This is a genomic window from Mesorhizobium sp. LMG17149 (assembly GCF_024518695.1).
Lineage (GTDB): Bacteria > Pseudomonadota > Alphaproteobacteria > Rhizobiales > Rhizobiaceae > Mesorhizobium.
Window position 1 is genome coordinate 253,480 of sequence record NZ_JANIFL010000010.1, and the last position, 22,207, is coordinate 275,686.

The window sequence follows — 22,207 nt, forward strand, 5'->3', positions numbered from 1 at the left end:
CGCGATGCACATCCTCACCACGACATCCGCCTCGCTCGACGACCTCGCCGAGCCGGTCGATCTGCGGCAGACGCCGGCGGATATCGTGGCGCTGTCCTTCACCGACAGCGATCTCGCCGGACTGGCGGCAGCCTGGAAGGCCGATGCCGGCCGCCTGCCCTCGATGCGGCTGGCCGCACTTCGTGACCTGCGCCATCCCATGTCCGTCGACCTCTGGGTCGACAGCGTCGCCCGCCACGCCAAGATCATCCTCGTGCGCATCCTCGGCGGCTACGACTGGTGGCGCTACGGCTGCGACCAGCTCGCCTCGACCGCCCGCGAACGCGGCATAAAGCTGGCGCTGCTGCCCGGCGAATGCCGCGACGAGGATCTGCGCCTGATCGAAGCCTCGACGCTGCCGCGCGAAGAGTTGGACGGCCTGCTCGACTATTTCCGCGAGGGCGGCCCGGCGAATATGAGCGCGCTGGTGCGGAGATTGGCGCGGCTGGCGGGGTCGGATGCGCCTTTCGTCGAACCGGTCGCCGTGCCCAAAGCTGGCTACTACGAACCCGGACGTGGCGTCGTTCCCCTCCCCCTCGAGGGGAGGGTCCGGCCGCAGGCCGGGGGTGGGGTCCTCTCCGAAGCGCGCCGGCCTAAAGAGACGCCGCGTCCAGTCGCACCGACCCCACCCGGCCCTGCGGGCCATCCTCCCCTCGAGGGGGAGGGAAAGGTCGTGCCTATCCTGTTCTACCGCTCGATGCTGCTGGCCGCCGATGTCGCGCCGATCGACGCACTTTTTGAAGCTCTGCGACAGCGCGGCATCAACCCAGTCCCCATCTTCGTCTCCAGCCTCAAGGACCCGGCATCCCTGGCGTTCGTGGAAACAGCACTCGCCTCACTGAAACCCGCCGCCATCATCACCGCTACCGCTTTCGCGTCCGGTGCCGAACCCGGCAATGAGACCTTGTTCGACCGCGCCGGCGTGCCGGTCTTCCAGGTCATCGTCGCCACCACCCGCCGCGACATCTGGGAGAACAACCAGCGCGGCCTGGCGCCCGCCGACCTTGCCATGCATGTCGTGCTGCCCGAGCTCGACGGCCGCATCCTGGCCGGCGCCATTTCCTTCAAGGGCGAGAGCGAGATCGATCCAGCACTTGGCCACCGCGCTTTCGCCAACCGGCCGGAACCGGATCGCGTGGCGCAAGTGGCTGACCGCGTCGCGGCCTTTATCCGCCTGCAGGAGACGCCCCGCGCCGAGCGCAAGCTGGCGATCCTGATGCCGGATTATCCCAGCGCCCCCGGCCGCACCGGCTATGCCGTCGGCCTCGACGTGCCGTCCAGCGTGCTGGCCATTCTGCAGGACCTGCGGGATCAGGGCTACGGGGTTGAGGAGATTCCGGAGACGCCGCGTGAGTTGCTGGGGCTGCTGGGGTTAAGCGGCGATGGGCTGAGGCTGGACGATTATCTCGCTCTTTCGACAGAATTGCCGACGGGTGCGATTACAGCGGTAGAAGCCGCTTGGGGGACAGCAGAAGATGACTTAGGGCTGTGCGAGACCCCCTCGCGCGGAAGCTTCCCCTTCCGCGCCGCCGCCTTCGGCAACATCACCATCGCCCTCGCCCCGGATCGCGGCCGCTCCGCCGACCGCCGGGCCGACTACCACGACCCGACTTTACCCCCACGCCATGCGCTGATCGCCTTTGGCCTATGGCTGCGCAAGTCGCTCGGCGTCCACGCGCTGGTCCATGTCGGCGCGCATGGCACGCTGGAGTGGCTGCCGGGCAAGACCGTTGCGCTTTCGGAGAACTGCTTTCCCGAGATCGTCACCGGCGCCTTGCCCGTCGTCTATCCCTTCATCGTCTCCAACCCAGGCGAAGCGGCGCAAGCCAAGCGCCGCATCGCCGCCGTCACCCTTGGTCATCTGCCACCGCCGCTGACCGGCGCCGGGCTCGACGAAAATCAACACAAGCTCGAGCGGCTGGTCGATGAATATGCCCAGGCCGACGGACTCGACCGCCGCCGCCGAGACCGTCTGGCGAAACTGATCGTCGACACCGCGCAAAAGACCGGTCTCGCCACCGAAGCCGGTGTCGGGAAGACCGACGCCCCGGACGAAGCGCTGCGCCGCATCGACGCTTGGCTCTGCGACCTCAAGGATTTCGCCATCAAGGATGGGCTGCATATCTATGGCCGCGCCCCTGAGGATGAACCCGACGCCATGCGGCGACAAAGCGCTGACGCCGAGAAAGCGGCGCTGCTCGCCGCGCTCGATGGCCGCCACGTCAAGGCCGGCTCGGCCGGCGCGCCCGCGCGGGGTCGCTCGGACGTTCTGCCCACCGGCCGCAACCTGTTCACCTCGGACCCACGCACCATGCCGACGCCGACCGCCTATGATCTGGGCAAGGCAGCGGCGGAGGAAGTGGTGCGCGGCTACATGCAGTCGCATGGCGACTGGCCGCGCTCGCTGGTCATCGACCTGTGGGGCTCGGCCTCACTGCGCACCGGCGGCGAGGAGATCGCGCAAGGCCTGGCGCTGATGGGCTGCCGGCCGCAATGGGATTCGGCGACCGGCCGCATCACCGGCATCGAGGTATTGCCGCCGGCCACGCTCGGAAGGCCGCGCGTCGATGTCACCTGGCGCATTTCGGGCCTGTTCCGCGATATGTTCCCGACCCAGATCGCGCTGATCGATGCCGCCGCCAACGCGGTGGCCGCCCGCGACGAGGACGATACGGAAAACCCGCTCGCGGCCAAAACCCGTGCCGATGGCAAGCTCAGCCCGCGCATCTTCGGCACCTCGCCCGGCGCCTATGGCGCCGGCGTCGAGGATCTCCTGTCCTCCGGCGACTGGAGCGCGCGCGAAGAGATCGGCCGCGCCTATCTCGACGCCACCTCGCATGCCTATGGCGGCGCCGAGGGCGAAGGCGTCTCCGCGCCCGGCGCCTTCGAAACCCGCATCGCCGAGGCCGATCTTCTCGTCCACACCGGCGACGACCCCGGCCGCGACATCCTCGAAGGCTCCGCCGACGTCGCCTTCATCGGCGGCTTTTCCGCAGCCCTTGCGGCGCTCGGCAGGAATGCCGACGTCATCGTGCTCGACACCACGGACCCGCAAAAGCCCAAGCCGCGTTCGCTCAGTGAGGCCGTATCGCGGGTGGTGCGCGCCCGCGCCGTCAATCCACGCTTCATATCGGGACAGATGCGCCACGGCCCACGCGGCGCCTCCGAATTTGCCGAAACCGTCGACCGGCTGGTCGGCTTTGCCGAAACGACTCACGCCATTTCGGGAACGCTGATCGAGGCAGTGCATGATGCCTATTTGGGCGATCCTTTGGTCCGCGCCTTCATCCTGCGCGAGAACCCCGCCGCTGCCAAAGTCATCGCCGAGCGCTTCCTCTCGGCGCGCCGGCGTGGCCTCTGGCATCCCCTGCGCAACTCCGTCGATGACGATCTCACCGCCCTGATTGCCGAAGCAGAAGCGCTTGGGGTGGCGGCATGAACGCCTTCTCGCGCCGCGGCGCCTGCCCGGCGTTGTCGGCCCCGATGCAAACCGGTGACGGGTTTTTGGTGCGGCTCAACCCGGTTGCTGGAGGCCCATCTTCTGGAGGATTGTCGCCGAAGCTTTTGATTGGACTCTGCGAATCCGCCTTGCGGCATGGCAACGGCATCATGGAAGTGACCGCGCGCGGCAGTTTGCAGATACGCGGCCTGACGGCGGAAAGCGCGGCGTTGCTGGCAGCGGAGATCGATGCGCTGGCCATTGCGGTTCACACAGACGTGCCGGTCGAGACCGGGCCGCTGGCCGGCATTGATCCGCAGGAGATTGCCGATCCCCGACCGCTGGCGGAACGGATCAGGGCGGCGGTCGAGGATGCTGGGCTGACGCAACGGTTAGGGCCCAAGGTTTCGGTGGTTGTCGACGGCGGCGGGCAACTGACAATGGATGCGGTGACGGCCGATGTGCGGCTTGCTGCAACGCGCACCGATGCCGGAGTTCGTTGGCGAGTGTCTGTCGCGGGTGACGGGTGGAATGCGAGGCGGCTTGTCACTGCCGATGAAGGCTCGGCATGCGACATCACCGTCGCGGCCCTAAGAATGGTTGCCGAAAAAGGCCGCGAGGCTCATGCGAGGGATTTGACTGAGAGGCAGTTGGTGTCTCTGGCGGGTTGGCTATGCTCGACAAGTTTGCGCGAGGCGCCCCCCTCTGTCCTGCCAGACATCTCCCCCTCAAGGGGGGAGATTACGCTGCCACCGATGGTTTCGCCAATCGCCGGTGTTGGTAAGGAAAAGCCGGCGCCTAAGCTGCCGATCTCCCCCCCTGAGGGGGAGATGTCCGGCAGGACAGAGGGGGGCGCCTCGCGTAAACCTATCGGCCTTTTCCCCTTAGCCGGCGACGCCACCGCCCTCGGCATTGCCCTCCCCTACGGCAGCATGCCGGCCGACAAGCTAATCGCTCTCGCCCAACACGCCCTCGCCCTCGGCACCTCAGAAATCCGCCTAGCCCCCGGCCGCGCCCTGCTCTTCCTCGGTCAGCCACCGGCAGCCAACCACCCCCTCCAACACACCGCCACCGCCCTCGGCTTCGTCACCGCCCCCACCGACCCGCGCACGCGCATAGCCGCTTGCCCCGGCACGCCGGCCTGCGCCTCCGGCCGCATTGCCACGCGCGAGATCGCCGAGACGATTGCCGCTGAAAACGCCGACATCCTCGACTTCACGCTGCACATTTCCGGCTGCGCCAAGGGCTGCGCCCATCCCGGCCCGACAGCCCTAGCGATAGTCGGCGGCGAAAACGGAGCCGGACTTGTCGTGAACGCGACGGCAAAGGCCCTTCCTGCGGGCTACAGGCCGGGCTATGACGCCGCGCGCGGCATCGGTCGCGTCGCGGCGATGATCCGCAGCGCACGACATCAAGGCGAGACTGCCGCTGCTTGCCTGACAAGGCTCGGGCCGGCCGGTATCGCCGAGGCTTACCGACAAACTGAAAAACGGAAATGAGCATGGCCGCCTACGACTACATCCATGACGGCACGGCGATCTATGAGCGCTCCTTCGCCATTATCCGCGCCGAGGCTGATCTGTCGCGCTTCTCCGAGGCCGAGGCCGATGTCGCCATCCGCATGATCCATGCCTGCGGCCAGGTCGAAGCTTCAAGTCATTTTGTGTTCTCCACGGATTTGGTTGCCGCTGCCCGCACCGCTTTGGCGGCGGGCGCGCCGATTTTCTGCGACGCGGAAATGGTCTCGCATGGCGTCACCCGCGCCAGGCTGCCGGCCGGCAACGAGGTGATCTGCACCTTGCGCGATCCGCGCACGCACGACATCGCCAGGGAAATCGGCAACACCCGCTCGGCCGCCGCGATCGATTTGTGGGGCGAGCGCATGGCGGGCTCGGTGGTTGCCATCGGCAATGCACCGACCGCGCTGTTCTATCTATTGGAAAAACTGCGCGACGGCGCGCCGAAGCCTGCGGCCATCATCGGCATGCCGGTCGGCTTCGTCGGTGCTGCCGAATCGAAGGACGCGCTGGCCGAGAATTCCTACGGCGTTCCCTATGCCATCGTGCGTGGCCGTCTCGGCGGCAGCGCCATGACCGCCGCAGCGCTCAATTCATTGGCGAGGCCGGGCCTGTGAGCGCGCTTCCCAAAGGCCGTCTCGTCGGCGTCGGCACCGGTCCCGGCGACCCCGAACTGCTGACCCTGAAAGCCGCTCGGGCCTTGGCGGAAGCCGATGTCGTGGCCTATTTCGCCAAGCGCGGCAACAACAGCAATGCGCGCGCCATCGTCGAAGCGCAGTTCCGGCCTGAAATGACGGAATTGCCGCTGCTCTATCCCGTCACCACCGAAATCGACAAGGATCACGACGACTACCGCTCGCAGATCACGACTTTCTACGAGGAGTCCGCCGAGAAGGTCGCCGAGCACCTCCAGGCAGGCAAGATGGTTGCGGTGCTGTCCGAGGGCGACCCGCTTTTCTACGGCTCCTACATGCATCTGCATGTGCGCCTCGCCCATCGCTTCCCCACCGAAGTCATTCCCGGCGTAACCGCCATGTCCGGCTGCTGGTCGCAGACTGGTATCCCGATCGTCCAGGGCGATGACGTGCTGACCGTGCTGCCCGGCACGATGAGCGAGTTCGAGCTGACGCGCCGGCTGGCTGACACCGATGCCGCCGTCATCATGAAGGTCGGCCGTAACCTGCCAAAGATCAGGCGGGCGCTGGAGGCTACGGCCAAGCTGTCGCGCGCCGTCTATGTCGAGCGCGGCACCATGGCCGGCAGCGTGTCGATGAAGCTGGCCGACAAGCCGGACGACAAGGCGCCCTATTTCGCCATCGTGCTGGTCGCCGGCTGGTCCGGCCGCCCCGGCGCCGTGGGAGCGCAGGCATGAGCGGCCGTCTCACTGTCATCGGCCTTGGGCCCGGCAATGCCGATCAAGTCACTCCGGAAGCCAGCCGCGCCGTCGCCGAGGCGAAATTCTTTTACGGCTACAAACCGTATCTCGACCGGCTGGAATTGCGCCCGGAACAGACCCGCGTCGCTTCCGACAATCGCGAGGAACTCGCCCGCTCCAAGGACGCACTGATCAAAGCCGCCGAGGGCCACGACGTCGCGGTGGTTTCCGGTGGCGATCCCGGCGTGTTCGCCATGGCGGCGGCCGTCTGCGAGGCGATCGAGGCCGGCCCGGCCGAATGGCGCGCGGTCGATGTCGCTGTGGTGCCCGGCATCACCGCCATGCTGGCGGTCGCCGCCCGCATCGGCGCGCCGCTCGGCCATGATTTCTGCGCCATCTCGCTGTCCGACAATCTGAAGCCATGGGAGCTGATCGAACTGCGCCTGCTGGCGGCAGCCGGCGCCGGCTTCGTCATCGCGCTCTATAACCCGATCAGCAAGGCGCGCCCCTGGCAGCTCGGCCGCGCCTTCGAGTGCCTCACCGCGATCCTGCCCGGCACCACACCGGTGATTTTCGGCCGCGCCGCCGGCCGCCCGGATGAGCGCATCGAGGTCTACCTGCTGGCCGATGTCGAGGCTGAAAAAGCCGATATGGCGACCTGCATCATCATCGGCTCACCGGAAACCAGGATCATCAAGCGCGCGGAGAAGCCGGCGCTGGTCTACACACCGCGCTCGTCCACGGGGCGGACAAAATGATCGACCATCATGGTCAGCGCTTCAACGCTTTCAGCCGCTGGAACATCCGGCAAGACTGGCCGTTGGATCATGACCACCTCGAGGCCAAGCGCCCGCGCCGCGGCGATCTTGCCATAAGTCGCTTCGCCGCCGCTGTTCTTGGACACGACGACATCTATGCGTTGCTTTTCGAGCAGCGCGCGTTCCTCCGCCTCACGAAACGGGCCACGGGCCAGAAGATAGCTCGCATCCGGCACGGCAAGCTTGGGCTCGATCGCGTCGACGCTGCGGACGAGATAATGATGCTGGGGCGCAGCTTCGAAAGCAGCGACCTCTTGCCGGCCCAGCGCCAGGAAAACACGGCGCGGCGCCAGTCCAAGCGCTCGCGCGGCATCGCCGGATGTAATGACCTCAGTCCAGCGGTCGCCTTCGACAGGCTCCCAGCCGGGGCGTCGCAGCGCAAGGATCGGCACACCGGCCACGCGGGCGGCTTGCGCCGCATTGGCGGAGATCTGCGCCGCATAGGGGTGCGTCGCGTCGATCAGCAGGTCGATAGGCTCTTTCCGCAAATAATCGGCCAATCCATCGGCACCGCCAAAGCCCCCCGTTCGCACCGGCACGCCTTGCGCGACGGGGCTTTCAGTGCGGCCAGCCAGCGACAGCGTGACCGAGGCGCGCGCCGCCAGTTTTCCGGCCAGTTGCCGGGCTTCGGTGGTGCCGCCGAGGATCAGAATACGGTGGGTCATCATGCCTGCTGAAGGTCCGCGCGGTGCCAAGCTCACCCCAAAATGGCTCACAATCGTCGGCATCGGCGAGGACGGTTTAGCGGGTCTCGGCGACGAGGCCAAGCAGCGGATTGCCGAGGCGGAGATCATCTTCGGCGGCAAGCGGCACCTGGCGCTGGTCGCTTCCTTCGCCAAGGGCGAGGCGCGCGCCTGGCCGGTTCCTTTCGATGCCGAGATGGCTGACGTGCTGGCGCTTGCCGACAGGCGCGTCTGCGTGCTCGCTTCGGGCAATCCGTTCTTCCACGGCGTCGGCGCCACCCTCGCGCGCAAGGTCAAGCCACAGGAGATGCATGTCATCCCCGCGCCGTCGGCCGTTTCGCTGGCGGCCGCGCGCCTTGGCTGGGCGCTGCAGGACATCGAGACCGTCTCGCTGCACGGCCGGCCGCTCGACCTGATCCGGCCGCTGCTGCAGCCACGCGCGCGCATTTTGGCACTGACGTCGGATAGCGATGCGCCGGCGGCAATAGCGCGCCTGCTCACCGAACTCGACTTCGGCGCATCGCGGCTGACGATCCTGGAGGCGCTGGGTGGGCCAAGCGAAGGCCACCGCACGATCCGCGCCGATGCCTTCGATCTCGAAAACATCAATCCGCTCAACGTGCTGGCGGTCGAAGTTGAATCTGGTCCGGACGCGCGCGTCCTGCCGCTCACATCAGGCCTTGCCGATCATCTGTTCGACCATGACGGCCAGATCACCAAGCGCGAGATCCGCGCGATCACCCTGTCGGCGCTGGCGCCGAAACGCGGCGAGTTGCTGTGGGACATCGGCGCCGGTTCCGGTTCCATCGGCATCGAATGGATGTTGGCCCACCCTTCGATGCGCGCCATTGCCATCGAGGCCGATCCGATCCGCGCCGCCCGCATTGGCCGCAACGCCGCCGCCTGTGGCGTTCCGGGCCTTGTCGTGGTGGAAGGCAGCGCGCCCAGGGCACTTGCCAGGCTGGACACGCCGGACGCGATCGTCATCGGCGGCGGCGGCAGCGATGCCGGCGTGCTGAATGCTGCCATCAAGGCGCTGCGCCCGGGCGGCCGTCTCGTGGCAAATGCGGTGACGCTGGAGATGGAAGCCTTGCTCCTCGCCCAGCATACCAAGCTCGGCGGCGATGTCACCCGCATCGCCATCTCTCGCGCATCGCCGGTCGGCGCGATGCAGGCCTGGCGGCCGGCCATGCCAGTGACCCAATGGAGCTGGGTCAAGCCATGATGGTCGCGGGCATCGGCAGCCGAAAAGGCGTGAGCGTCGAAGACGTGCTTGCCGCGATCGAAACCGCGCTGGAGACTCATGGCCTGACGATGACGGCGCTTTCGGCACTGGCGACTGCCGAGTTCAAGAAGGATGAAGAAGCGATCGCCGCCGCTGGCCGCGTGCTGAGTCTTCCGGTCATCGTCGTCGATGACGCCACGCTTCAGGCCGCCTCGTCGGACACGCTCAGCCATTCCGACCTCTCGCAGGATGTTGCCGGAACCCCATCGGTTTCCGAGGCATCCGCCCTTGCCGTCGTCGGCAAAGGCGCCAGACTGCTTGGCCCGCGCACGGTGCTCGGCCCGGTCACCTGCGCCATCGCCATCAGCGGAGATGCGCCATGACCGTCCATTTCATCGGCGCCGGTCCCGGTGCCGCCGACCTCATCACGCTGCGCGGCGCGAGGCTGCTGGCAAGCTGCCCGGTCTGCCTGCATGCCGGCTCGATCGTCGCGCCCGAATTGCTGCAGCACTGCGCGCCGGGAACAAAGCTGATCGACACCGCGCCGATGTCGCTCGACGAGATCGAGGCCGAGTATGTCGCGGCCCACAAATCGGGCCATGATGTCGCCCGCCTGCATTCCGGCGACCTGTCGGTGTGGAGCGCCGTCGCCGAGCAGATCCGCCGGCTGGAAAAACATGGCATTCCCTACACGCTGACGCCGGGCGTCCCCTCCTTCGCCGCTGCCGCCGCCGCATTGCGCCGCGAACTGACCATTCCTGAAGTCGCGCAAAGCCTGGTGCTGACCCGCATCTCCGGACGCGCATCAAAAATGCCGCCCGGCGAAACGCTGGCCGGCTTCGGCCGCACCGGCGCCACGCTGGCCATTCATCTGGCCATCCACGCCATCGACCGCGTCGTTGCCGAGCTCACGCCGCATTATGGCGGGGATTGCCCGGTGGCGGTCGTCTTCCGCGCCTCCTGGCCGGACGAGCGTGTGCTGACCGGTACGCTGGCGACCATCGAGGCGCTGCTCGCCGCCGATCCGATGGAGCGCACGGCGATCATCTTCGTCGGCCGCTCGCTGGCAGCCGAAGGTTTTGGCGAGAGTTCATTGTACGACGCCCACTATCAGCGGCGTTTTCGCGGACGGGACGGATTGTGAGCGGCAGCACCAAAAATACCGGCGAAAACGCCACGCTCGAAAAAGCCTTGTCCCGGCTGAATTTCAAGCCGCGCCGGCTGGAATCGGGTCACGTCTGGCTGGCCGGCGCCGGCCCCGGCGACCCCGGTTGCCTGACGCTCGAAGTGCTGGCGGCTTTGGCCGAGGCGGATGCGCTGGTCTACGACGCGCTGGTCTCATCCGATGTCGTCGCCGTTGCCGAAAATGCCGAGCTTTTCTTTGCTGGCAAGCGCGGCGGAAAACCGTCGATGAAACAGGATGACATCACCGCCCTTTTGGTGCGGCTGGCACGCGACGGCCGCCGCGTCGTCAGGCTGAAGGGCGGCGATCCCTATATTTTCGGCCGCGGCGGCGAAGAAGCCCTGGCGCTGGCGCATGAAAACATCCCGTTCCGCGTGCTGCCAGGCCTGACCTCGGGCCTCAGCGCTCTGGCCGCGACCGGCATTCCGGCCACCATGCGCGGCATCAACAAGGCGGTGATCCTGGCCACCGGCCACGCCGCCGGCACTGATGACGATCTCGATTGGGCGGCAATCGCCCGCACCGGCCAGCCTGTCGTCGTCTATATGGGCATGGCCAACCTGCCTTTGATCGCGGCGGCACTGCTCGACGGCGGGCTGGCGCCGTCGACACCGGCGGCAGTGATCGTCGCCGCAACGACGCCGCAGGAACGAACCGTCGTCGCAACGCTCGCCACCATTGCCGAGGAAGCCGCGGCCGCCGGTCTCGCCTCGCCGGCGCTGATCGTCGTTGGCGGCATCGTTGCCATGCGCGCGGCACTGGCGGGACAAGCATGACGGCCCGCGCCATCATCATCGGCGCGCCGCGCTCCGGCTCCGGCAAGACCAGCGTCACCATCGGCATTTTACGCGCGCTCACCCGGCGTGGGCTGAAGGTGCGAGGCGCCAAATCCGGCCCCGACTATATCGACCCCGGCTTCCACACCGCCGCCACGGGACTGTCGGGCGTCAATCTGGACAGCTGGGCGATGCCGCCATCGCTGCTCAACGCACTCGCCGCGCAAGCCGCCGACGACACCGATTTCGTCATCCTCGAAAGCGCCATGGGCCTGTTCGACGGCATTCCGGCCTCGCCGGGGCGCACCGGGTCAGCCGCAGACTTGGCGCGGCTCTATGGCCTGCCGGTGCTGCTGGTGCTCGACGTCTCCGGCCAGTCGACCACCGCGGCCGCCGTCGCCAAGGGCTTTGCCACCTACGATCCGGATGTACGCATGGCCGGTGTAGTGCTCAACCGGTTGGGCAGCGAGCGGCACCGCCGGCTGTCGGGCGACGCCATCGAGGCGATCGGCCTGCCGGTCGTCGGCGCCATCCTGCGCGATCCCACTCTGAACCTGCCCGAACGCCATCTCGGCCTCGTCCAGGCCGGCGAATATGACGACCTGATGGCGCATCTCGATCGGCTGGCCGACATGGCGGAGAAATCGCTCAACCTCAATGCGATCATGGCCCTGGCGACACCCCTCACCCCGGCGTCTGGCGGCTTCACCGACGCACTGGCGCCGCCCGGCCAGCGGATCGCGTTGGCCGAGGATGCCGCCTTCACCTTCCTCTATCCGCATGTCGCCGCCTACTGGCGCAAGGCGGGTGCCGAAATCGTCCCGTTCTCGCCGCTCGCCGATGAAGCGCCCGACGAGGCTTGCGATGTCTGCTGGGTGCCCGGCGGCTATCCCGAGCTTCACGCCGGCAAGCTCGCCGCCGCCGCGAATTTCCGCGCCGGCATGGTGCGTTTCGCCGCGACGAAGCCCATCCATGGCGAGTGCGGTGGCTTCATGATTCTGGGCGAAGCGCTGGAGGACGCGTCGGGCGGAACGCATGCCATGCTCGGCCTGCTCGGCCATTCCACCAGCTTCGCCAAGCGCAAGATGAACCTCGGCTATCGCGAGGCGCGGCTGCGTGCCGACTGCCCGCTGGGCTCACAAGGTGCGCTGATCCGCGGCCACGAATTCCACTATGCGCAGATGACCTCTACCGGCAATGACGACCCCTTGGCCGACCTTGCCGACGGTCTGGGCAATCCGATCGGCGCCTCGGGCTACCGGCGCGGCCATGTCAGCGGCACCTTCTTCCATGCGATTGCGAGGGGCTAGAGCATGAAGTTCAGGAATCTGGCCCTTTCACCGCGGCAGGTTGTCGACGACATCGCGCTATGCCTGGTCTTCTTCACCCGTCTGCCGCTACCCGTCTTCGATTTTCGCGGCCGCAGCCTTGCCGCCGCAATCTGGGCAGCCCCCATCGCCGGACTTGTCGTCGGCCTGATCGGCGCCATCGTCTTTGCCACGGCCGAACGGTTTGGCCTGGCCATGGGTCCGGCGGCCGCCCTCGCCCTTGTGGCAACTCTGCTCACCACCGGCTGTCTGCATGAGGACGGGCTATCCGACGTCGCCGACGGCTTTGGCGGCGGCAAGTCGCGCGGTAAAAAACTCGAGATCATGCGCGACAGCCGCATCGGCGCCTACGGTGCTGCCGCACTTGGGCTGTCGCTGCTCATCCGCTGGAGCGCGCTTTCGGAATTCGTCGATCCCACACAGGCACTGTTTGCCCTCCTGGCCGCACACGCGGCCTCGCGCGGCGTGCTCGGCGCCTTCATGCATCTCTTGCCCCCAGCGCGGATCGATGGCCTGTCTGCAGACGCCGGCACCGTCTCGCGGGAAACCGCCATCGCCGGCGCCGTGCTCGGTGCGATCCCGCTGCTCCTGCTTGGGCTGGGCGGCGCCGTTTTCGCACCCATCCTGCTTGGCCTGCTGTTTGCCGCCTTCCGCGCCCTTTGCCTCAACCAGATCGATGGCCAGACCGGCGACACGATCGGAGCCTTGCAGCAGGCAAGCGAGATCGCGGTGCTGCTCGTCGCTTCCGTAGCGCTTTCCTGATCCTTTGGCCTGATTCTCTTGGCCTGATTCCTTTTCGGAGACTTTGCCCCCATGCCCTTCAAATCCCTTAGTGAATTGCGCGCCGCCTGCCTCGACCTGCCGGCCGGCAGCGATGCCGCGGCCAATGCGGTCGCCCGCCGCCAGGACACGCTGACCAAGCCGCAAGGCAGCCTTGGCCGGCTGGAGACGATCGCCGCCTGGCTGGCGCGCTGGCAGGGCCGCGACATGCCGAAACTCGACCGCGTAAAAGTCTTCGTCTTCGCCGGCAACCATGGCGTCACCGCGCAAGGCGTGTCGGCCTATCCTTCCGAGGTCACCGTGCAGATGGTGGCGAATTTCGCCGGCGGCGGTGCCGCCATCAACCAGCTTGCCCGCATGGCCGACGCCGAACTCGACGTCATTCCGCTCGATCTCGACCATCCGACAGGCGACTTCACACAAGGGCCGGCAATGGACGAGAAGGCCTTTCTGGCGGCGGTCTCGGCCGGCTATGATGCGGTGACGAAGGATCTCGACCTGATCTGCTTCGGCGAAATGGGCATCGGCAACACGACGCCGGCGGCTGCCATCTCAGCAGCCCTGTTCGGCGGCGGCGCGGAAAAATGGACCGGGCGCGGCACCGGTGTCGACGATGCCGGCCTCAAGCGCAAGGTGGTCGCCATCGAAGCCGGCCTGAAGCGCCATGCCGCCGCCCTTGCCGATCCGCTTGCTATCGCTGCCGCACTCGGAGGCCGCGAACTCGCCGCCATCTTCGGTGCCACGCTTGCCGCCCGTCATCTCGGCATACCCGTACTGCTCGACGGCTTCGTCTGCACCGCCGCCGCAGCCCCGTTGGCAAAGCTGCACCCGACCGGCCTCGCCCACACGATTGCCGCGCACGTTTCGGCCGAATCGGGCCACCGTGGCCTGCTCGAAGCCCTCGGCCTGCCGCCGCTGCTCGATCTCGGCATGCGGCTCGGCGAAGGCTCCGGCGCCTGCCTCGCCGTCAACATCGTCCGCTCGGCGCTGGAGTGCCATGCAAGGATGGCGAGCTTTGCCGAGGCTGGCGTTTCGGAGAAGTAGTTATTCATTCCCCGTATCGGGCCGACAAAGATGCCGTTGTCACGACAAAGGACGCATCTTCCCGTAACGGCGATTCTCAAATAGATTTTGCAGATGAAGAAATTTCATCCTGCCGCGGCTGCGGTGTTTATCGCCGGGGCGGTCGCTGTTGTGTTCCGTCACAGCAGCTATTCAAGTCATGGCCCGATCGACACCGGCATTTTCGTTGTCTTCCTGGTCTTCTTCTGGTGGCTCATCAGCGATTTCTCCGGGGGAAAAGACGGAATTGGCGCCAGCGATGCTGCAGCCGGGGAAAAGAGCCATGCTTTTCGATTCGGCCGGTTTCTGAGCCGCATTTTCCAACGCGGCTGAATCGCCACGAGATCCGGATAGCGCGGTTAAAGAATCACAGTCAGACAGCCTGCCCGAGACGCGCCAAACGCGTCTCGCTTTCAGGGTCTTTCCACCAACTCTTCTAGGAATTTGGTGGGTGCGCACAGGATTGAACTGTGGACCCGCTGATTAAGAGTCAGCTGCTCTACCAACTGAGCTACGCACCCACTCGGCCGGCAAAAACCGGCGTTGGCGGGCATATAGCCGCCACCACCGGTCCTGTCCAGCCCTGCCGGAATCATTTCCCGACAAATCGACCGAGCATGCGTTCGATCAGATGAACAGCTTGCCCTCCGCCACCTTGATCGCGTTGCCGCCAATGCGCGCCGAGGCCAGTTTTCCGCCTTGCACGGTCAGTTCGAGGCGGATGCGCGAAGGCCGGCCCATCTCCAGCCCCTGCTCGATCCACAGCTGCGAAATGCCGTCGGTCGGCGCGTCGAAATGCATGATGGCGCCGGCAAAGGCCGCAGCCGCCGAGCCGGTCGCCGGATCCTCGTAGGAAGGCGTGCCGGGCACGATCATGCGCACATGGAAGGCGCTTTCGTGGTTCACCGTCTCGCGGCAGTAGACATAGGGGCTGGCGAAGGCCCACTCGCTCTTGCGCGGCGCCAGTTCCGACCAGGCCTGGTTGTCCAGCCTGATCCGGCCCGCCGCTTCGAGATTGGCAACCGGGATGGTGACGTAGGGCACGCCCGCCGACCAGAACGCGACGCGGTGATTCTCGAAGCCGATCTCATGCGGCGTCAGCCCAAGCGCGGCACCGATCGCCTCCGGATCGGCATCGAGCTTCAGCGGCTCCGGCAGCTTCGCCAGGTCGAACTCGGCAAAAGTGTTGCCGTCATGCTTGCTGACGGCGCACCGCACCGGGCCGATGTTTTCCTCCAGCACGAAGATGCCGGCGCCGCCCTCCTCAGCCAGTTCGGCCAGCGCGATCGCGGCGCCAACGGTCGGATGGCCGGCGAACGGCATTTCATAGTCGGGGGTGAAGATGCGGATGCGGTTTTTGTGCTTGGGATTGTCCGGCGGCAGCACGAACACCGATTCCGACAGGTTGAACTCACGCGCGATGGCCTGCATCGCGGCCGTGTCCAGTCCCTCGCTGTCCAGCACGACGGCCAAGGGATTGCCGGCCAGTCGCTCGGTCGTAAACACATCGTAAAGCAAGTAATTCCGGGTTTTCATTCCTGCCTCAATCCCAACATGGGCGAAATTTAATTTGATATTTGAACCAGTAAGCCTGATCTGTGCACAGATAGGGACATCGCGCATTATAGGGGTCCAGCGTGGACCAGATTGTCAATCTGCCAAAGACGGAATCGGATTCCGCCATCGAGACGGCGCTCGGGCTCGACAGAACGGGTCGGCGCAAGTCGCGCCGGCGCGGCTGGCTCTATGCGCTGCTGGCGCTGATCGTGGTCGTCGCCGGGCTTGGCGTCTATCAGTGGTATGCCGGCTCGCCGGCCAGGATCGACTACACCACCGTGCCTGCCGCCAAGGCCGACCTCACCGTCGCGGTATCGGCAACCGGCACGCTGCAGCCCCTGACCCAGGTCGACATTTCAAGCGAACTGTCCGGCATCATCCGCTCGGTCTCGGCCGAGGAGAACCAGCAGGTCAAGAAGGGTGACGTGCTGGCGACCCTCGACACGGTGAAACTCGAAGTCCAGATCGAGCGCGCCGAAGCTTCGGCCAAGGCCGCCGCCGCCAATGTCGAGGACGCCACGGTTACGCTGGCCGAAAACGAGAAGGCGCTTGTGCGCGCCGCGGAACTGACCAGGCGCGGCATGGCGACCGACCAGTCGCTTGAAGCAGCAACCGCCACGCGCGACCGTTCCAAGGCAGCGCTGGACAGCGCGCAGGCCAACCTCGCCATCGCCCAGGCCGACCTCAAGGCGCAGCAGACCGACCTTGCCAAGAGCACCATCTATGCGCCGATCGACGGCATCGTGCTGACGCGCTCGGTCGATCCCGGCCAGACGGTCGCCTCCTCGCTGCAGGCGCCGGTGCTGTTCATCATCGCCGCCGATCTCAGGAACATGGAACTGGTGGCGGCCGTCGACGAGGCCGACATCGGCGCGGTCAAGTCAGGCCAGCATGCCCGCTTCACCGTGGATGCGTTCCCCGAGCGGCCGTTCGATGCCGAGATCCGCGACATCTCCTATGCCTCGGTCACCACCGACGGCGTCGTCACCTACAATGCGCGGCTCGAGGTCGACAACAACGAGCTGTTGCTGCGGCCCGGCATGACCGCCACCGTTTCGGTCGTCACAAAACAGGCCAAGGGCGTGCTCACCGTACCCGCCACCGCCTTCCGCTATCGCCCGGCGCAGCAGGCCGCCCGCGGCTGGAGCCTGAGCGACCTGTTCACCGGCCGCATGGGGCGCCCCGGCGGCAATCGCCAGCGCCAGGCCGCCACAGTCCCTACCGACGGCTCGCGCACGCTCTACGTGCTGGAGAACGGGCGTCCGCACCCGGTCAATGTCAAGATCGGCTCCACCGACGGCGAACTGACCGAGATCATCTCTGGCCTGGACGAAGGCACTCAAATCATCACCGCGTCGCAGCAGCGGAGCTGATGCCGTGGCTGCGGGCGCGACCCTCATCACCTTCGACAAGGTCTGGAAGAGCTACGGCCAGGGCGAGGCCAAGGTGCATGCGCTGGCCGGCGTCGACCTTGCCATCCGGCGTGGCGAATTCGTCGCCATCATGGGTCCGTCCGGCTCCGGCAAGTCGACGGCGATGAACATCATCGGCTGCCTCGACACGCCGACGGCCGGAACCTATTCCTTCATGGGCATCGACGCCGGCCGGCTCGACCGCAACCGCCGCGCCATGCTGCGCAACCTTTATGTCGGCTTCGTCTTCCAGGGCTACAATCTGCTGGCCCGCACCACGGCAGCCGAAAACGTCGAACTGCCGCTGATCTATCGCGGTGTTGCCGCGCGCGAGCGCCGAGACCTTGCCATGCAGGCGCTGGCGGAGGTCGGCCTTGTCGGCCGCGAGCACCACACGCCGGCCGAGCTGTCCGGCGGCCAGCAGCAGCGCGTGGCGATCGCGCGCGCCATCGTCACGCGCCCGACACTCCTCGTCGCCGACGAGCCGACCGGCAATCTCGACACCGCCCGCACGCACGAGATCATGGAGTTGCTCACCCGGCTCAACACCGAGCTTGGCCTGACCATCGCCATGGTCACGCATGAGGCCGACGTCGCCGACTATGCCGAACGCACCATCCGCTTCCTCGACGGCCATGTCGCTTCGGATTCCAGGAAGCTGGAGATCGCACAGCCATGATCTGGGAAACCGTCCGCCTCTCGCTGCGCTCGATCCGCCGCAATGTGCTGCGCTCGTTCCTGACGCTGCTCGGCATCGTCATCGGCGTTGCCGCCGTCATCGCCATGCTGACCATCGGCTCGGGCACCACAGCAAAGGTCAAGGCCGACATCTCCAAGCTCGGCAGCAATCTGCTGGTCGTCCGCTCCGGCCGCCCGGCCGGCCCCGGCGGACCGGGCGGGCTCGACCAGGTGGTGCGTCCGCTGGCCGAGAAGGACCTGGCGGCGCTGGTGGCGCATCTCAGCGGCGCGCGCGCGATTTCGCCTGCCTCGCAAAAGCAGGTCCGTGTCATCTTCGGCACCGAGAGCCTGACCTCGGGCGTCACCGGCACCGACAGCGCCTATCTCGATGCGCGCGACTGGAAGCTGGTGTCGGGCCGCCCGTTCAGCGATTCCGAAACCCGCTCGGGCACAGGCGTGTGCCTGATCGGCGAGACCGTGCGCCAGCAGTTCTTCGGCGCCGGCGATCCCGAGGGCGAGATCATCCGCGTCAACCGCACCTCCTGCAAGATCATCGGCCTGCTCGAGCCCAAGGGCTATACCGGCTTCGGCCAGGACCAGGACAATGTCGTGCTGATGCCGCTGCACGCCTACCAGCGCCGCATCGCCGGCAACCGCGACATCGACAACATCTACATCGCCGCCGACGACCGCACGCCGACCAGCGAGTTGCAGCCGCGCGTCGAGGACATCTTGCGAGACGCGCGCCGCATCACACCCGATCGCGAGAGCGATTTCGCCATCCGCGACATGACCCAGATCGCCGACGCCATGGCCAGCGCCACAACCACCATGACCGGCATGCTGGGCGCCGTCGCAGGCGTCAGCCTGCTGGTCGGCGGCATCGGCATCATGAACATCATGCTGGTGTCGGTCACCGAACGCACCCGCGAGATCGGCATCAGGCTCGCCATCGGCGCGCATGAAAAGCACATCCTCATCCAGTTCCTGGTCGAAGCGACGGTGCTGTCGCTGCTTGGCGGCATTATCGGCATCCTGATCGGGCTGGCGCTGGCCGGCCTCGCCGCGGTGACGCTGACCATCCCGTTCGCGCCGAGCCCGGCGGTGATCCTGCTCGCCGTCGGCTTTTCCGCCCTGATCGGCATGGTGTTCGGCTTCTTCCCGGCATTGCGCGGCGCCAGGCTCGATCCGATCGACGCGCTAAGGCACGAGTAGGGCAACCCGGCCGGAACGCAGCCAGCCCGAGCCGGTTTTGCACAGCCTTCGACATTTCCACCTGGTCCCGCCACTGTCGCCGCACCGTTCGCGATGCTAGGGCAATTCACCCTGGGCGGAGGAATAGCGGATGAGCAAGAAGGCGCGACTGGTCCTGGCGATGGTGATCATCGAGGCAGGTCTTGCAGGCATCTGGTGGTATCTCGCCCGCTTCGGCATGGCCAATCCCGATCGCGTCACCGCTGACTTCCAGGCAGTCGTCGGCCAGACCATGGGAATGGCGATGGGCGGCTTGCTCGGCATCCGCTTTATCCTGTTCCTCGTCGCCGCACGCAACGATCGCAACGCGGCACAGAATAAGACGCGCCCTTAATTCCCGTTTGCGAAATGCCACTCGATCAGCGGCTTCATGTGCGGTGACAGCCCGACCGGCAGGTCGGCGGCATGGCGGATGATCACCGGTCCCTCGATCTCCGGCTCGGTCTCGGTGGCGACGAAGGCTGAGATGCGCCTGGCGATCTCGTCGGCAGGCGCCGCCGCGTGGTAGCGGCGAAAGATCACCGTGCCGCTGCTGGTCGACATGGCATGGTAGCGCTTGCCGCGTTCCGCACCTGACAGGTCGAGCCCGGTTTCCTCGCGCACCTCACGGATCATGTTGAAATCGATGTCGACCAGCCCATCGCGAAAATCGATCGGCTCGAACGAGCCGGCGGCGAAATAGACGCGGCCGGCGTTGACTGTGTGAGGACCCATGCGGATCGCCACCAGCGCATTGTCGCCGGCCACCAGCATGGCATGGGCATAGGCATGCTCGGCGCCCGAATTCTCGCGCCGCTTCCGCCACAGCATGAACGTCGAGTAATTGACCGCGTGGCAGCGGCCGACGAGACGGCTGTCGCGGTAGGCAAGTTGCGACAGCAGCACCACCATGCCGTCGAACAGCGCCGGATTGGCGGCGATTTCGTGCTGCCAGTTCTCGGCGATCGCCTCTGCATTGTCCCTTGCGAAAGGGTGCGGACCGGGATCGAGCCGGACGTCGATGTCGTCGACCGCCAGGATGACGTTGCGCGGCAGGTCGAAACTCATGCGTATCAGGCCATGTCCAGGGTAATGGCCACCGGACAATGATCCGATGCCTTCGGTCGGTCCCAGCCGGCGCGCGGAAACCGGTCGACCTCCTGCCCCGGCGGAAAGATGGTGCGCCAGGGCTGGCCGTTGCGGATGATGTCGGGAACGGCCGTTGCGTTGCTGGCGGCGAGCCCCTTCGACAACAGGATGTAGTCGAGCTGGCACAGATGCCGCTCTTCGGGTCCTCGCGTGTGGTAGAAACTCCAGCGGTTCATCTCCGGCCGCCGCTCAACGACATTTTCGCAAAAGCCGCCTGCCGTCAGCACGTTGATGCAGGACAGGGCTTCGTCGACCACCTCGAAGCGATAGCCGTCGATCGCATCGCCGGCCACCTTCACGCGCTGGCGATAATCATTCATGTCGCCGCATATCGCCCAGCTCTTGTCGGCGGCATAGTCCTTGCCGAAGCGCTCCTCGATGATGCGGCGCACGGCCTGCGCCTCTGCGATGCGCACCGGCATCGTCGCCTCGCGCCCGTCGAGCCCGTTGCGCGGCGAGCCCATCGACTTGAAATGCACGAGATAGAGCGTCAGCGGCACGCCGCCCACGGTGATGTCGATCTCCAGGCAGTCGCGCCGGAAAATGCGCTCATTGGCCTGATTGCCCAGTGCCTCGAGTTCCGGCGTGTGCAGCCCGAACTGCTCGTAGGTGACATAGGCATGGCTGGTCATGCGCACGAATTCGATCGGCTGGCCCTGCGCGGTCTCGTTGCGCATCATCACGGCAACGTCGATGCCGCGCGAATCATTGCCCGATGTGGTGTATTTCTGCCGGTAGCCCTGCCCCACCATCTTGAACAAATAGCCGTATTCGAAGGCCTTCAGCGCTTCGATGTTGTCGACCTCCTGCATGCAGATGATGTCGGCTCGGGTGGCAGCGATTGCCAGCGCCGTCAGTTGGCGCGTGTCGTCGGACTGGGCGATGGCGCGGGCCTGCTCCAGGATCCTGTATTCCGCCTCGCTCTGGATATCGAACAGCGCCAGTGTTCGATCCTCGTTGAGCTGGTTGCGATAGCCGGAAAAATCGAACCTGTTCATCAGGTTCTCGACATTGAAGGTGGCAAGGCGCAGCGACATGCCATGACCTTTGCCCGCAAGTGCTTCGGAAAACAAGCGCGCAGGACCACCATCTGAATCGATTGGTCCTGGTGCGTTCGCGTCATGGTTGACGGAACCTTTCCGTTCATCCGCCGTTCAGATGCAAACATCCATTGTTGCCCCATTCCTCGGGTGGGCGCGGGGCCTGTAACTCTTGGAGAGTGCAATGAATTCGCTCTTTTCTTCCACGGTCAAATCGGGGCTGATAGCCCTCGGTATCCTTTCCGGCGTCACGGCACCGTCCGCCGCCGGACCGATCATGCAGCCGGATCTGTCGATACCCACCAGCACGGCGGCGCCGAATGTCACGCCTGTCCGCGACAGCTGGGCGGGCGGCAACAACCGTCAGTTCAACAATGATTGGAGATGGCGGCGGTCGGGCAACTGGAACGGCGGCCGTCGACACTGGCAGGGCGGCGGCGGTCACTGGAATGGCGGAGACAACTGGCGTTGGCGCCATGGTCGCCATCACTATCGCGGCGGCCGTTATTACGATGATGGCGCGAGTGCCGCGATCCTGGGCCTTGGCCTGGGGCTCGGCCTCGGCAGCATGTACAACAATTACGACTACTACGATCGGCCGGCGCCGCGCCGCTACTACCGCGCGGGACGGCTTTCGAGCGCCCATGTCCAATGGTGCTACAACCGCTACCGGTCGTACCGGGCCTACGACAACACCTTCCAGCCCTACAACGGCCCGCGCCAGCAGTGCTACTCACCCTATTGAGCTGACCTGTAGCTGAGCTGACCGACAGAATGAAAAACGGCGCCACTTGGCGCCGTTTCAGACTGCTGACAAACCCCGTCGATTTTCGGCGGGGTTTTTTGTTATGTGATTGAAGTGTCTTGGACTGTTTGTGTCAGGAGATTTTTGACAGGAGGCATTCAGCCTCAT

22 protein-coding genes and 1 tRNA gene are annotated in these 22,207 nt (G+C 66.1%); 18 read left to right on the plus strand and 5 right to left on the minus strand.

Annotated elements, in window-relative coordinates:
• Nucleotides 1–4: 4 nt before the first annotated feature.
• Genes cobN through NP945_RS23775 form a run of 5 tightly spaced genes read left to right on the plus strand, consistent with a single transcriptional unit; the run spans nucleotide 5 to nucleotide 7,128 of the window.
• Complete coding sequence (gene cobN, locus NP945_RS23755; protein ID WP_256747678.1) at nucleotides 5–3,478, plus strand: cobaltochelatase subunit CobN; 3,474 nt, start codon at nucleotides 5–7, stop codon at nucleotides 3,476–3,478.
• A complete protein-coding gene (gene cobG / locus NP945_RS23760) occupies nucleotides 3,475–4,977 on the plus strand; it encodes a precorrin-3B synthase (RefSeq protein ID WP_256747679.1) in 1,503 nt (500 codons plus the stop codon). Before cobN ends, cobG begins: the two co-directional genes overlap by 4 nt.
• Before the next feature lie 2 nt (nucleotides 4,978–4,979).
• On the plus strand, nucleotides 4,980–5,612 hold the full coding sequence (locus NP945_RS23765; protein ID WP_256747680.1) for a precorrin-8X methylmutase: 633 nt from the start codon (nucleotides 4,980–4,982) through the stop codon (nucleotides 5,610–5,612).
• Nucleotides 5,609–6,367 carry a precorrin-2 C(20)-methyltransferase gene (locus NP945_RS23770; RefSeq protein ID WP_256747681.1) on the plus strand — a complete coding sequence of 253 codons (759 nt, stop codon included), beginning with the start codon at nucleotides 5,609–5,611 and terminating at the stop codon, nucleotides 6,365–6,367. Before NP945_RS23765 ends, NP945_RS23770 begins: the two co-directional genes overlap by 4 nt.
• A complete protein-coding gene (locus tag NP945_RS23775) occupies nucleotides 6,364–7,128 on the plus strand; it encodes a precorrin-3B C(17)-methyltransferase (RefSeq protein WP_127271898.1) in 765 nt (254 codons plus the stop codon). Before NP945_RS23770 ends, NP945_RS23775 begins: the two co-directional genes overlap by 4 nt.
• Here NP945_RS23775 and NP945_RS23780 read toward each other — a convergent pair.
• On the minus strand, nucleotides 7,092–7,853 hold the full coding sequence (locus tag NP945_RS23780; RefSeq protein ID WP_128289857.1) for a cobalt-precorrin-6A reductase: 762 nt from the start codon (nucleotides 7,851–7,853) through the stop codon (nucleotides 7,092–7,094). The genes NP945_RS23775 and NP945_RS23780 overlap by 37 nt on opposite strands.
• 1 nt (nucleotide 7,854) lies before the next feature.
• Here NP945_RS23780 and cbiE point away from each other — a divergent pair, with 1 nt between their 5' ends.
• The 8 genes from cbiE (at nucleotide 7,855) to NP945_RS23820 (ending at nucleotide 14,558) form a co-directional block, all read left to right on the plus strand.
• Entirely contained in the window at nucleotides 7,855–9,096 is a 1,242-nt protein-coding gene (gene cbiE, locus NP945_RS23785) for a precorrin-6y C5,15-methyltransferase (decarboxylating) subunit CbiE (RefSeq protein WP_256747682.1), read from the plus strand.
• Complete coding sequence (locus NP945_RS23790; RefSeq protein ID WP_256747683.1) at nucleotides 9,093–9,479, plus strand: cobalamin biosynthesis protein; 387 nt, start codon at nucleotides 9,093–9,095, stop codon at nucleotides 9,477–9,479. Before cbiE ends, NP945_RS23790 begins: the two co-directional genes overlap by 4 nt.
• Nucleotides 9,476–10,240: a precorrin-4 C(11)-methyltransferase gene (cobM, locus tag NP945_RS23795; RefSeq protein WP_127381161.1), complete on the plus strand. Its 765-nt coding sequence runs from the start codon at nucleotides 9,476–9,478 to the stop codon at nucleotides 10,238–10,240. Before NP945_RS23790 ends, cobM begins: the two co-directional genes overlap by 4 nt.
• Nucleotides 10,237–11,055, plus strand: coding sequence for a uroporphyrinogen-III C-methyltransferase (gene cobA / locus NP945_RS23800; protein ID WP_256747684.1), 819 nt, complete (start codon nucleotides 10,237–10,239; stop codon nucleotides 11,053–11,055). Before cobM ends, cobA begins: the two co-directional genes overlap by 4 nt.
• Nucleotides 11,052–12,365, plus strand: a complete 1,314-nt coding sequence (locus NP945_RS23805; protein WP_256747685.1) for a cobyrinate a,c-diamide synthase — start codon at nucleotides 11,052–11,054, stop codon at nucleotides 12,363–12,365. The genes cobA and NP945_RS23805 overlap by 4 nt, the downstream gene beginning before the upstream one ends.
• A gap of 3 nt (nucleotides 12,366–12,368) precedes the next feature.
• On the plus strand, nucleotides 12,369–13,145 hold the full coding sequence (cobS, locus tag NP945_RS23810; RefSeq protein ID WP_256747686.1) for an adenosylcobinamide-GDP ribazoletransferase: 777 nt from the start codon (nucleotides 12,369–12,371) through the stop codon (nucleotides 13,143–13,145).
• A gap of 51 nt (nucleotides 13,146–13,196) precedes the next feature.
• Nucleotides 13,197–14,207: a nicotinate-nucleotide--dimethylbenzimidazole phosphoribosyltransferase gene (gene cobT / locus NP945_RS23815; protein ID WP_256747687.1), complete on the plus strand. Its 1,011-nt coding sequence runs from the start codon at nucleotides 13,197–13,199 to the stop codon at nucleotides 14,205–14,207.
• A gap of 93 nt (nucleotides 14,208–14,300) precedes the next feature.
• On the plus strand, nucleotides 14,301–14,558 hold the full coding sequence (locus NP945_RS23820) for a hypothetical protein (RefSeq protein WP_127328952.1): 258 nt from the start codon (nucleotides 14,301–14,303) through the stop codon (nucleotides 14,556–14,558).
• 112 nt (nucleotides 14,559–14,670) lie between these two features.
• Here the strand turns inward: NP945_RS23820 and NP945_RS23825 are convergent.
• Both NP945_RS23825 and NP945_RS23830 read right to left on the minus strand, forming a co-directional pair.
• Nucleotides 14,671–14,746: transfer RNA gene (locus NP945_RS23825), tRNA-Lys, on the minus strand.
• Between the two features lie 106 nt (nucleotides 14,747–14,852).
• Nucleotides 14,853–15,761, minus strand: coding sequence for a PhzF family phenazine biosynthesis protein (locus NP945_RS23830; protein ID WP_256747688.1), 909 nt, complete (start codon nucleotides 15,759–15,761; stop codon nucleotides 14,853–14,855).
• A 101-nt stretch (nucleotides 15,762–15,862) separates the two neighbouring features.
• Between NP945_RS23830 and NP945_RS23835 the strand changes: the two genes are divergently transcribed.
• The 4 genes from NP945_RS23835 (at nucleotide 15,863) to NP945_RS23850 (ending at nucleotide 19,460) form a co-directional block, all read left to right on the plus strand.
• Nucleotides 15,863–17,155, plus strand: a complete 1,293-nt coding sequence (locus tag NP945_RS23835) for an efflux RND transporter periplasmic adaptor subunit (protein WP_256747689.1) — start codon at nucleotides 15,863–15,865, stop codon at nucleotides 17,153–17,155.
• 4 nt (nucleotides 17,156–17,159) lie between these two features.
• A complete protein-coding gene (locus tag NP945_RS23840; RefSeq protein ID WP_027034834.1) occupies nucleotides 17,160–17,873 on the plus strand; it encodes an ABC transporter ATP-binding protein in 714 nt (237 codons plus the stop codon).
• The gene (locus tag NP945_RS23845) at nucleotides 17,870–19,087 is read left to right on the plus strand and encodes an ABC transporter permease (RefSeq protein WP_023812410.1); all 1,218 of its coding nucleotides are present in this window, start codon (nucleotides 17,870–17,872) and stop codon (nucleotides 19,085–19,087) included. The genes NP945_RS23840 and NP945_RS23845 overlap by 4 nt, the downstream gene beginning before the upstream one ends.
• A 130-nt stretch (nucleotides 19,088–19,217) precedes the next feature.
• A complete protein-coding gene (locus NP945_RS23850; RefSeq protein WP_256747690.1) occupies nucleotides 19,218–19,460 on the plus strand; it encodes a hypothetical protein in 243 nt (80 codons plus the stop codon).
• Here NP945_RS23850 and NP945_RS23855 read toward each other — a convergent pair.
• Nucleotides 19,457–20,173 (minus strand): hypothetical protein, encoded by a 717-nt coding sequence (locus NP945_RS23855; RefSeq protein ID WP_256747691.1) that lies wholly within the window; start codon nucleotides 20,171–20,173, stop codon nucleotides 19,457–19,459. The two genes, NP945_RS23850 and NP945_RS23855, sit on opposite strands and share 4 nt — an antisense overlap.
• A gap of 5 nt (nucleotides 20,174–20,178) precedes the next feature.
• Nucleotides 20,179–21,291 carry an endonuclease/exonuclease/phosphatase family protein gene (locus tag NP945_RS23860; protein WP_256747692.1) on the minus strand — a complete coding sequence of 371 codons (1,113 nt, stop codon included), beginning with the start codon at nucleotides 21,289–21,291 and terminating at the stop codon, nucleotides 20,179–20,181.
• Between the two features lie 187 nt (nucleotides 21,292–21,478).
• Between NP945_RS23860 and NP945_RS23865 the strand changes: the two genes are divergently transcribed.
• Nucleotides 21,479–22,039 (plus strand): BA14K family protein, encoded by a 561-nt coding sequence (locus NP945_RS23865; RefSeq protein ID WP_127270702.1) that lies wholly within the window; start codon nucleotides 21,479–21,481, stop codon nucleotides 22,037–22,039.
• Nucleotides 22,040–22,207: the final 168 nt, after the last annotated feature.

What these genes read in the sequence shown, in the direction of transcription:
- cbiE (WP_256747682.1), top strand. Translation starts at nt 7,855, where the DNA reads ATGCCTGCTGAAGGTCCGCGCGGTGCCAAGCTCACCCCAAAATGGCTC.
- NP945_RS23805 (WP_256747685.1), top strand. Translation starts at nt 11,052, where the DNA reads ATGACGGCCCGCGCCATCATCATCGGCGCGCCGCGCTCCGGCTCCGGC.
- NP945_RS23850 (WP_256747690.1), top strand. Translation starts at nt 19,218, where the DNA reads ATGAGCAAGAAGGCGCGACTGGTCCTGGCGATGGTGATCATCGAGGCA.
- NP945_RS23845 (WP_023812410.1), top strand. Translation starts at nt 17,870, where the DNA reads ATGATCTGGGAAACCGTCCGCCTCTCGCTGCGCTCGATCCGCCGCAAT.
- cobS (WP_256747686.1), top strand. Translation starts at nt 12,369, where the DNA reads ATGAAGTTCAGGAATCTGGCCCTTTCACCGCGGCAGGTTGTCGACGAC.
- NP945_RS23820 (WP_127328952.1), top strand. Translation starts at nt 14,301, where the DNA reads ATGAAGAAATTTCATCCTGCCGCGGCTGCGGTGTTTATCGCCGGGGCG.
- cobG (WP_256747679.1), top strand. Translation starts at nt 3,475, where the DNA reads ATGAACGCCTTCTCGCGCCGCGGCGCCTGCCCGGCGTTGTCGGCCCCG.
- cobT (WP_256747687.1), top strand. Translation starts at nt 13,197, where the DNA reads ATGCCCTTCAAATCCCTTAGTGAATTGCGCGCCGCCTGCCTCGACCTG.
- NP945_RS23780 (WP_128289857.1), bottom strand. Translation starts at nt 7,853, where the DNA reads ATGACCCACCGTATTCTGATCCTCGGCGGCACCACCGAAGCCCGGCAA.
- NP945_RS23765 (WP_256747680.1), top strand. Translation starts at nt 4,980, where the DNA reads ATGGCCGCCTACGACTACATCCATGACGGCACGGCGATCTATGAGCGC.
- NP945_RS23865 (WP_127270702.1), top strand. Translation starts at nt 21,479, where the DNA reads ATGAATTCGCTCTTTTCTTCCACGGTCAAATCGGGGCTGATAGCCCTC.
- NP945_RS23830 (WP_256747688.1), bottom strand. Translation starts at nt 15,761, where the DNA reads ATGAAAACCCGGAATTACTTGCTTTACGATGTGTTTACGACCGAGCGA.
- NP945_RS23790 (WP_256747683.1), top strand. Translation starts at nt 9,093, where the DNA reads ATGATGGTCGCGGGCATCGGCAGCCGAAAAGGCGTGAGCGTCGAAGAC.
- NP945_RS23855 (WP_256747691.1), bottom strand. Translation starts at nt 20,173, where the DNA reads ATGAGTTTCGACCTGCCGCGCAACGTCATCCTGGCGGTCGACGACATC.
- cobM (WP_127381161.1), top strand. Translation starts at nt 9,476, where the DNA reads ATGACCGTCCATTTCATCGGCGCCGGTCCCGGTGCCGCCGACCTCATC.
- NP945_RS23860 (WP_256747692.1), bottom strand. Translation starts at nt 21,291, where the DNA reads ATGTCGCTGCGCCTTGCCACCTTCAATGTCGAGAACCTGATGAACAGG.
- cobN (WP_256747678.1), top strand. Translation starts at nt 5, where the DNA reads ATGCACATCCTCACCACGACATCCGCCTCGCTCGACGACCTCGCCGAG.
- NP945_RS23775 (WP_127271898.1), top strand. Translation starts at nt 6,364, where the DNA reads ATGAGCGGCCGTCTCACTGTCATCGGCCTTGGGCCCGGCAATGCCGAT.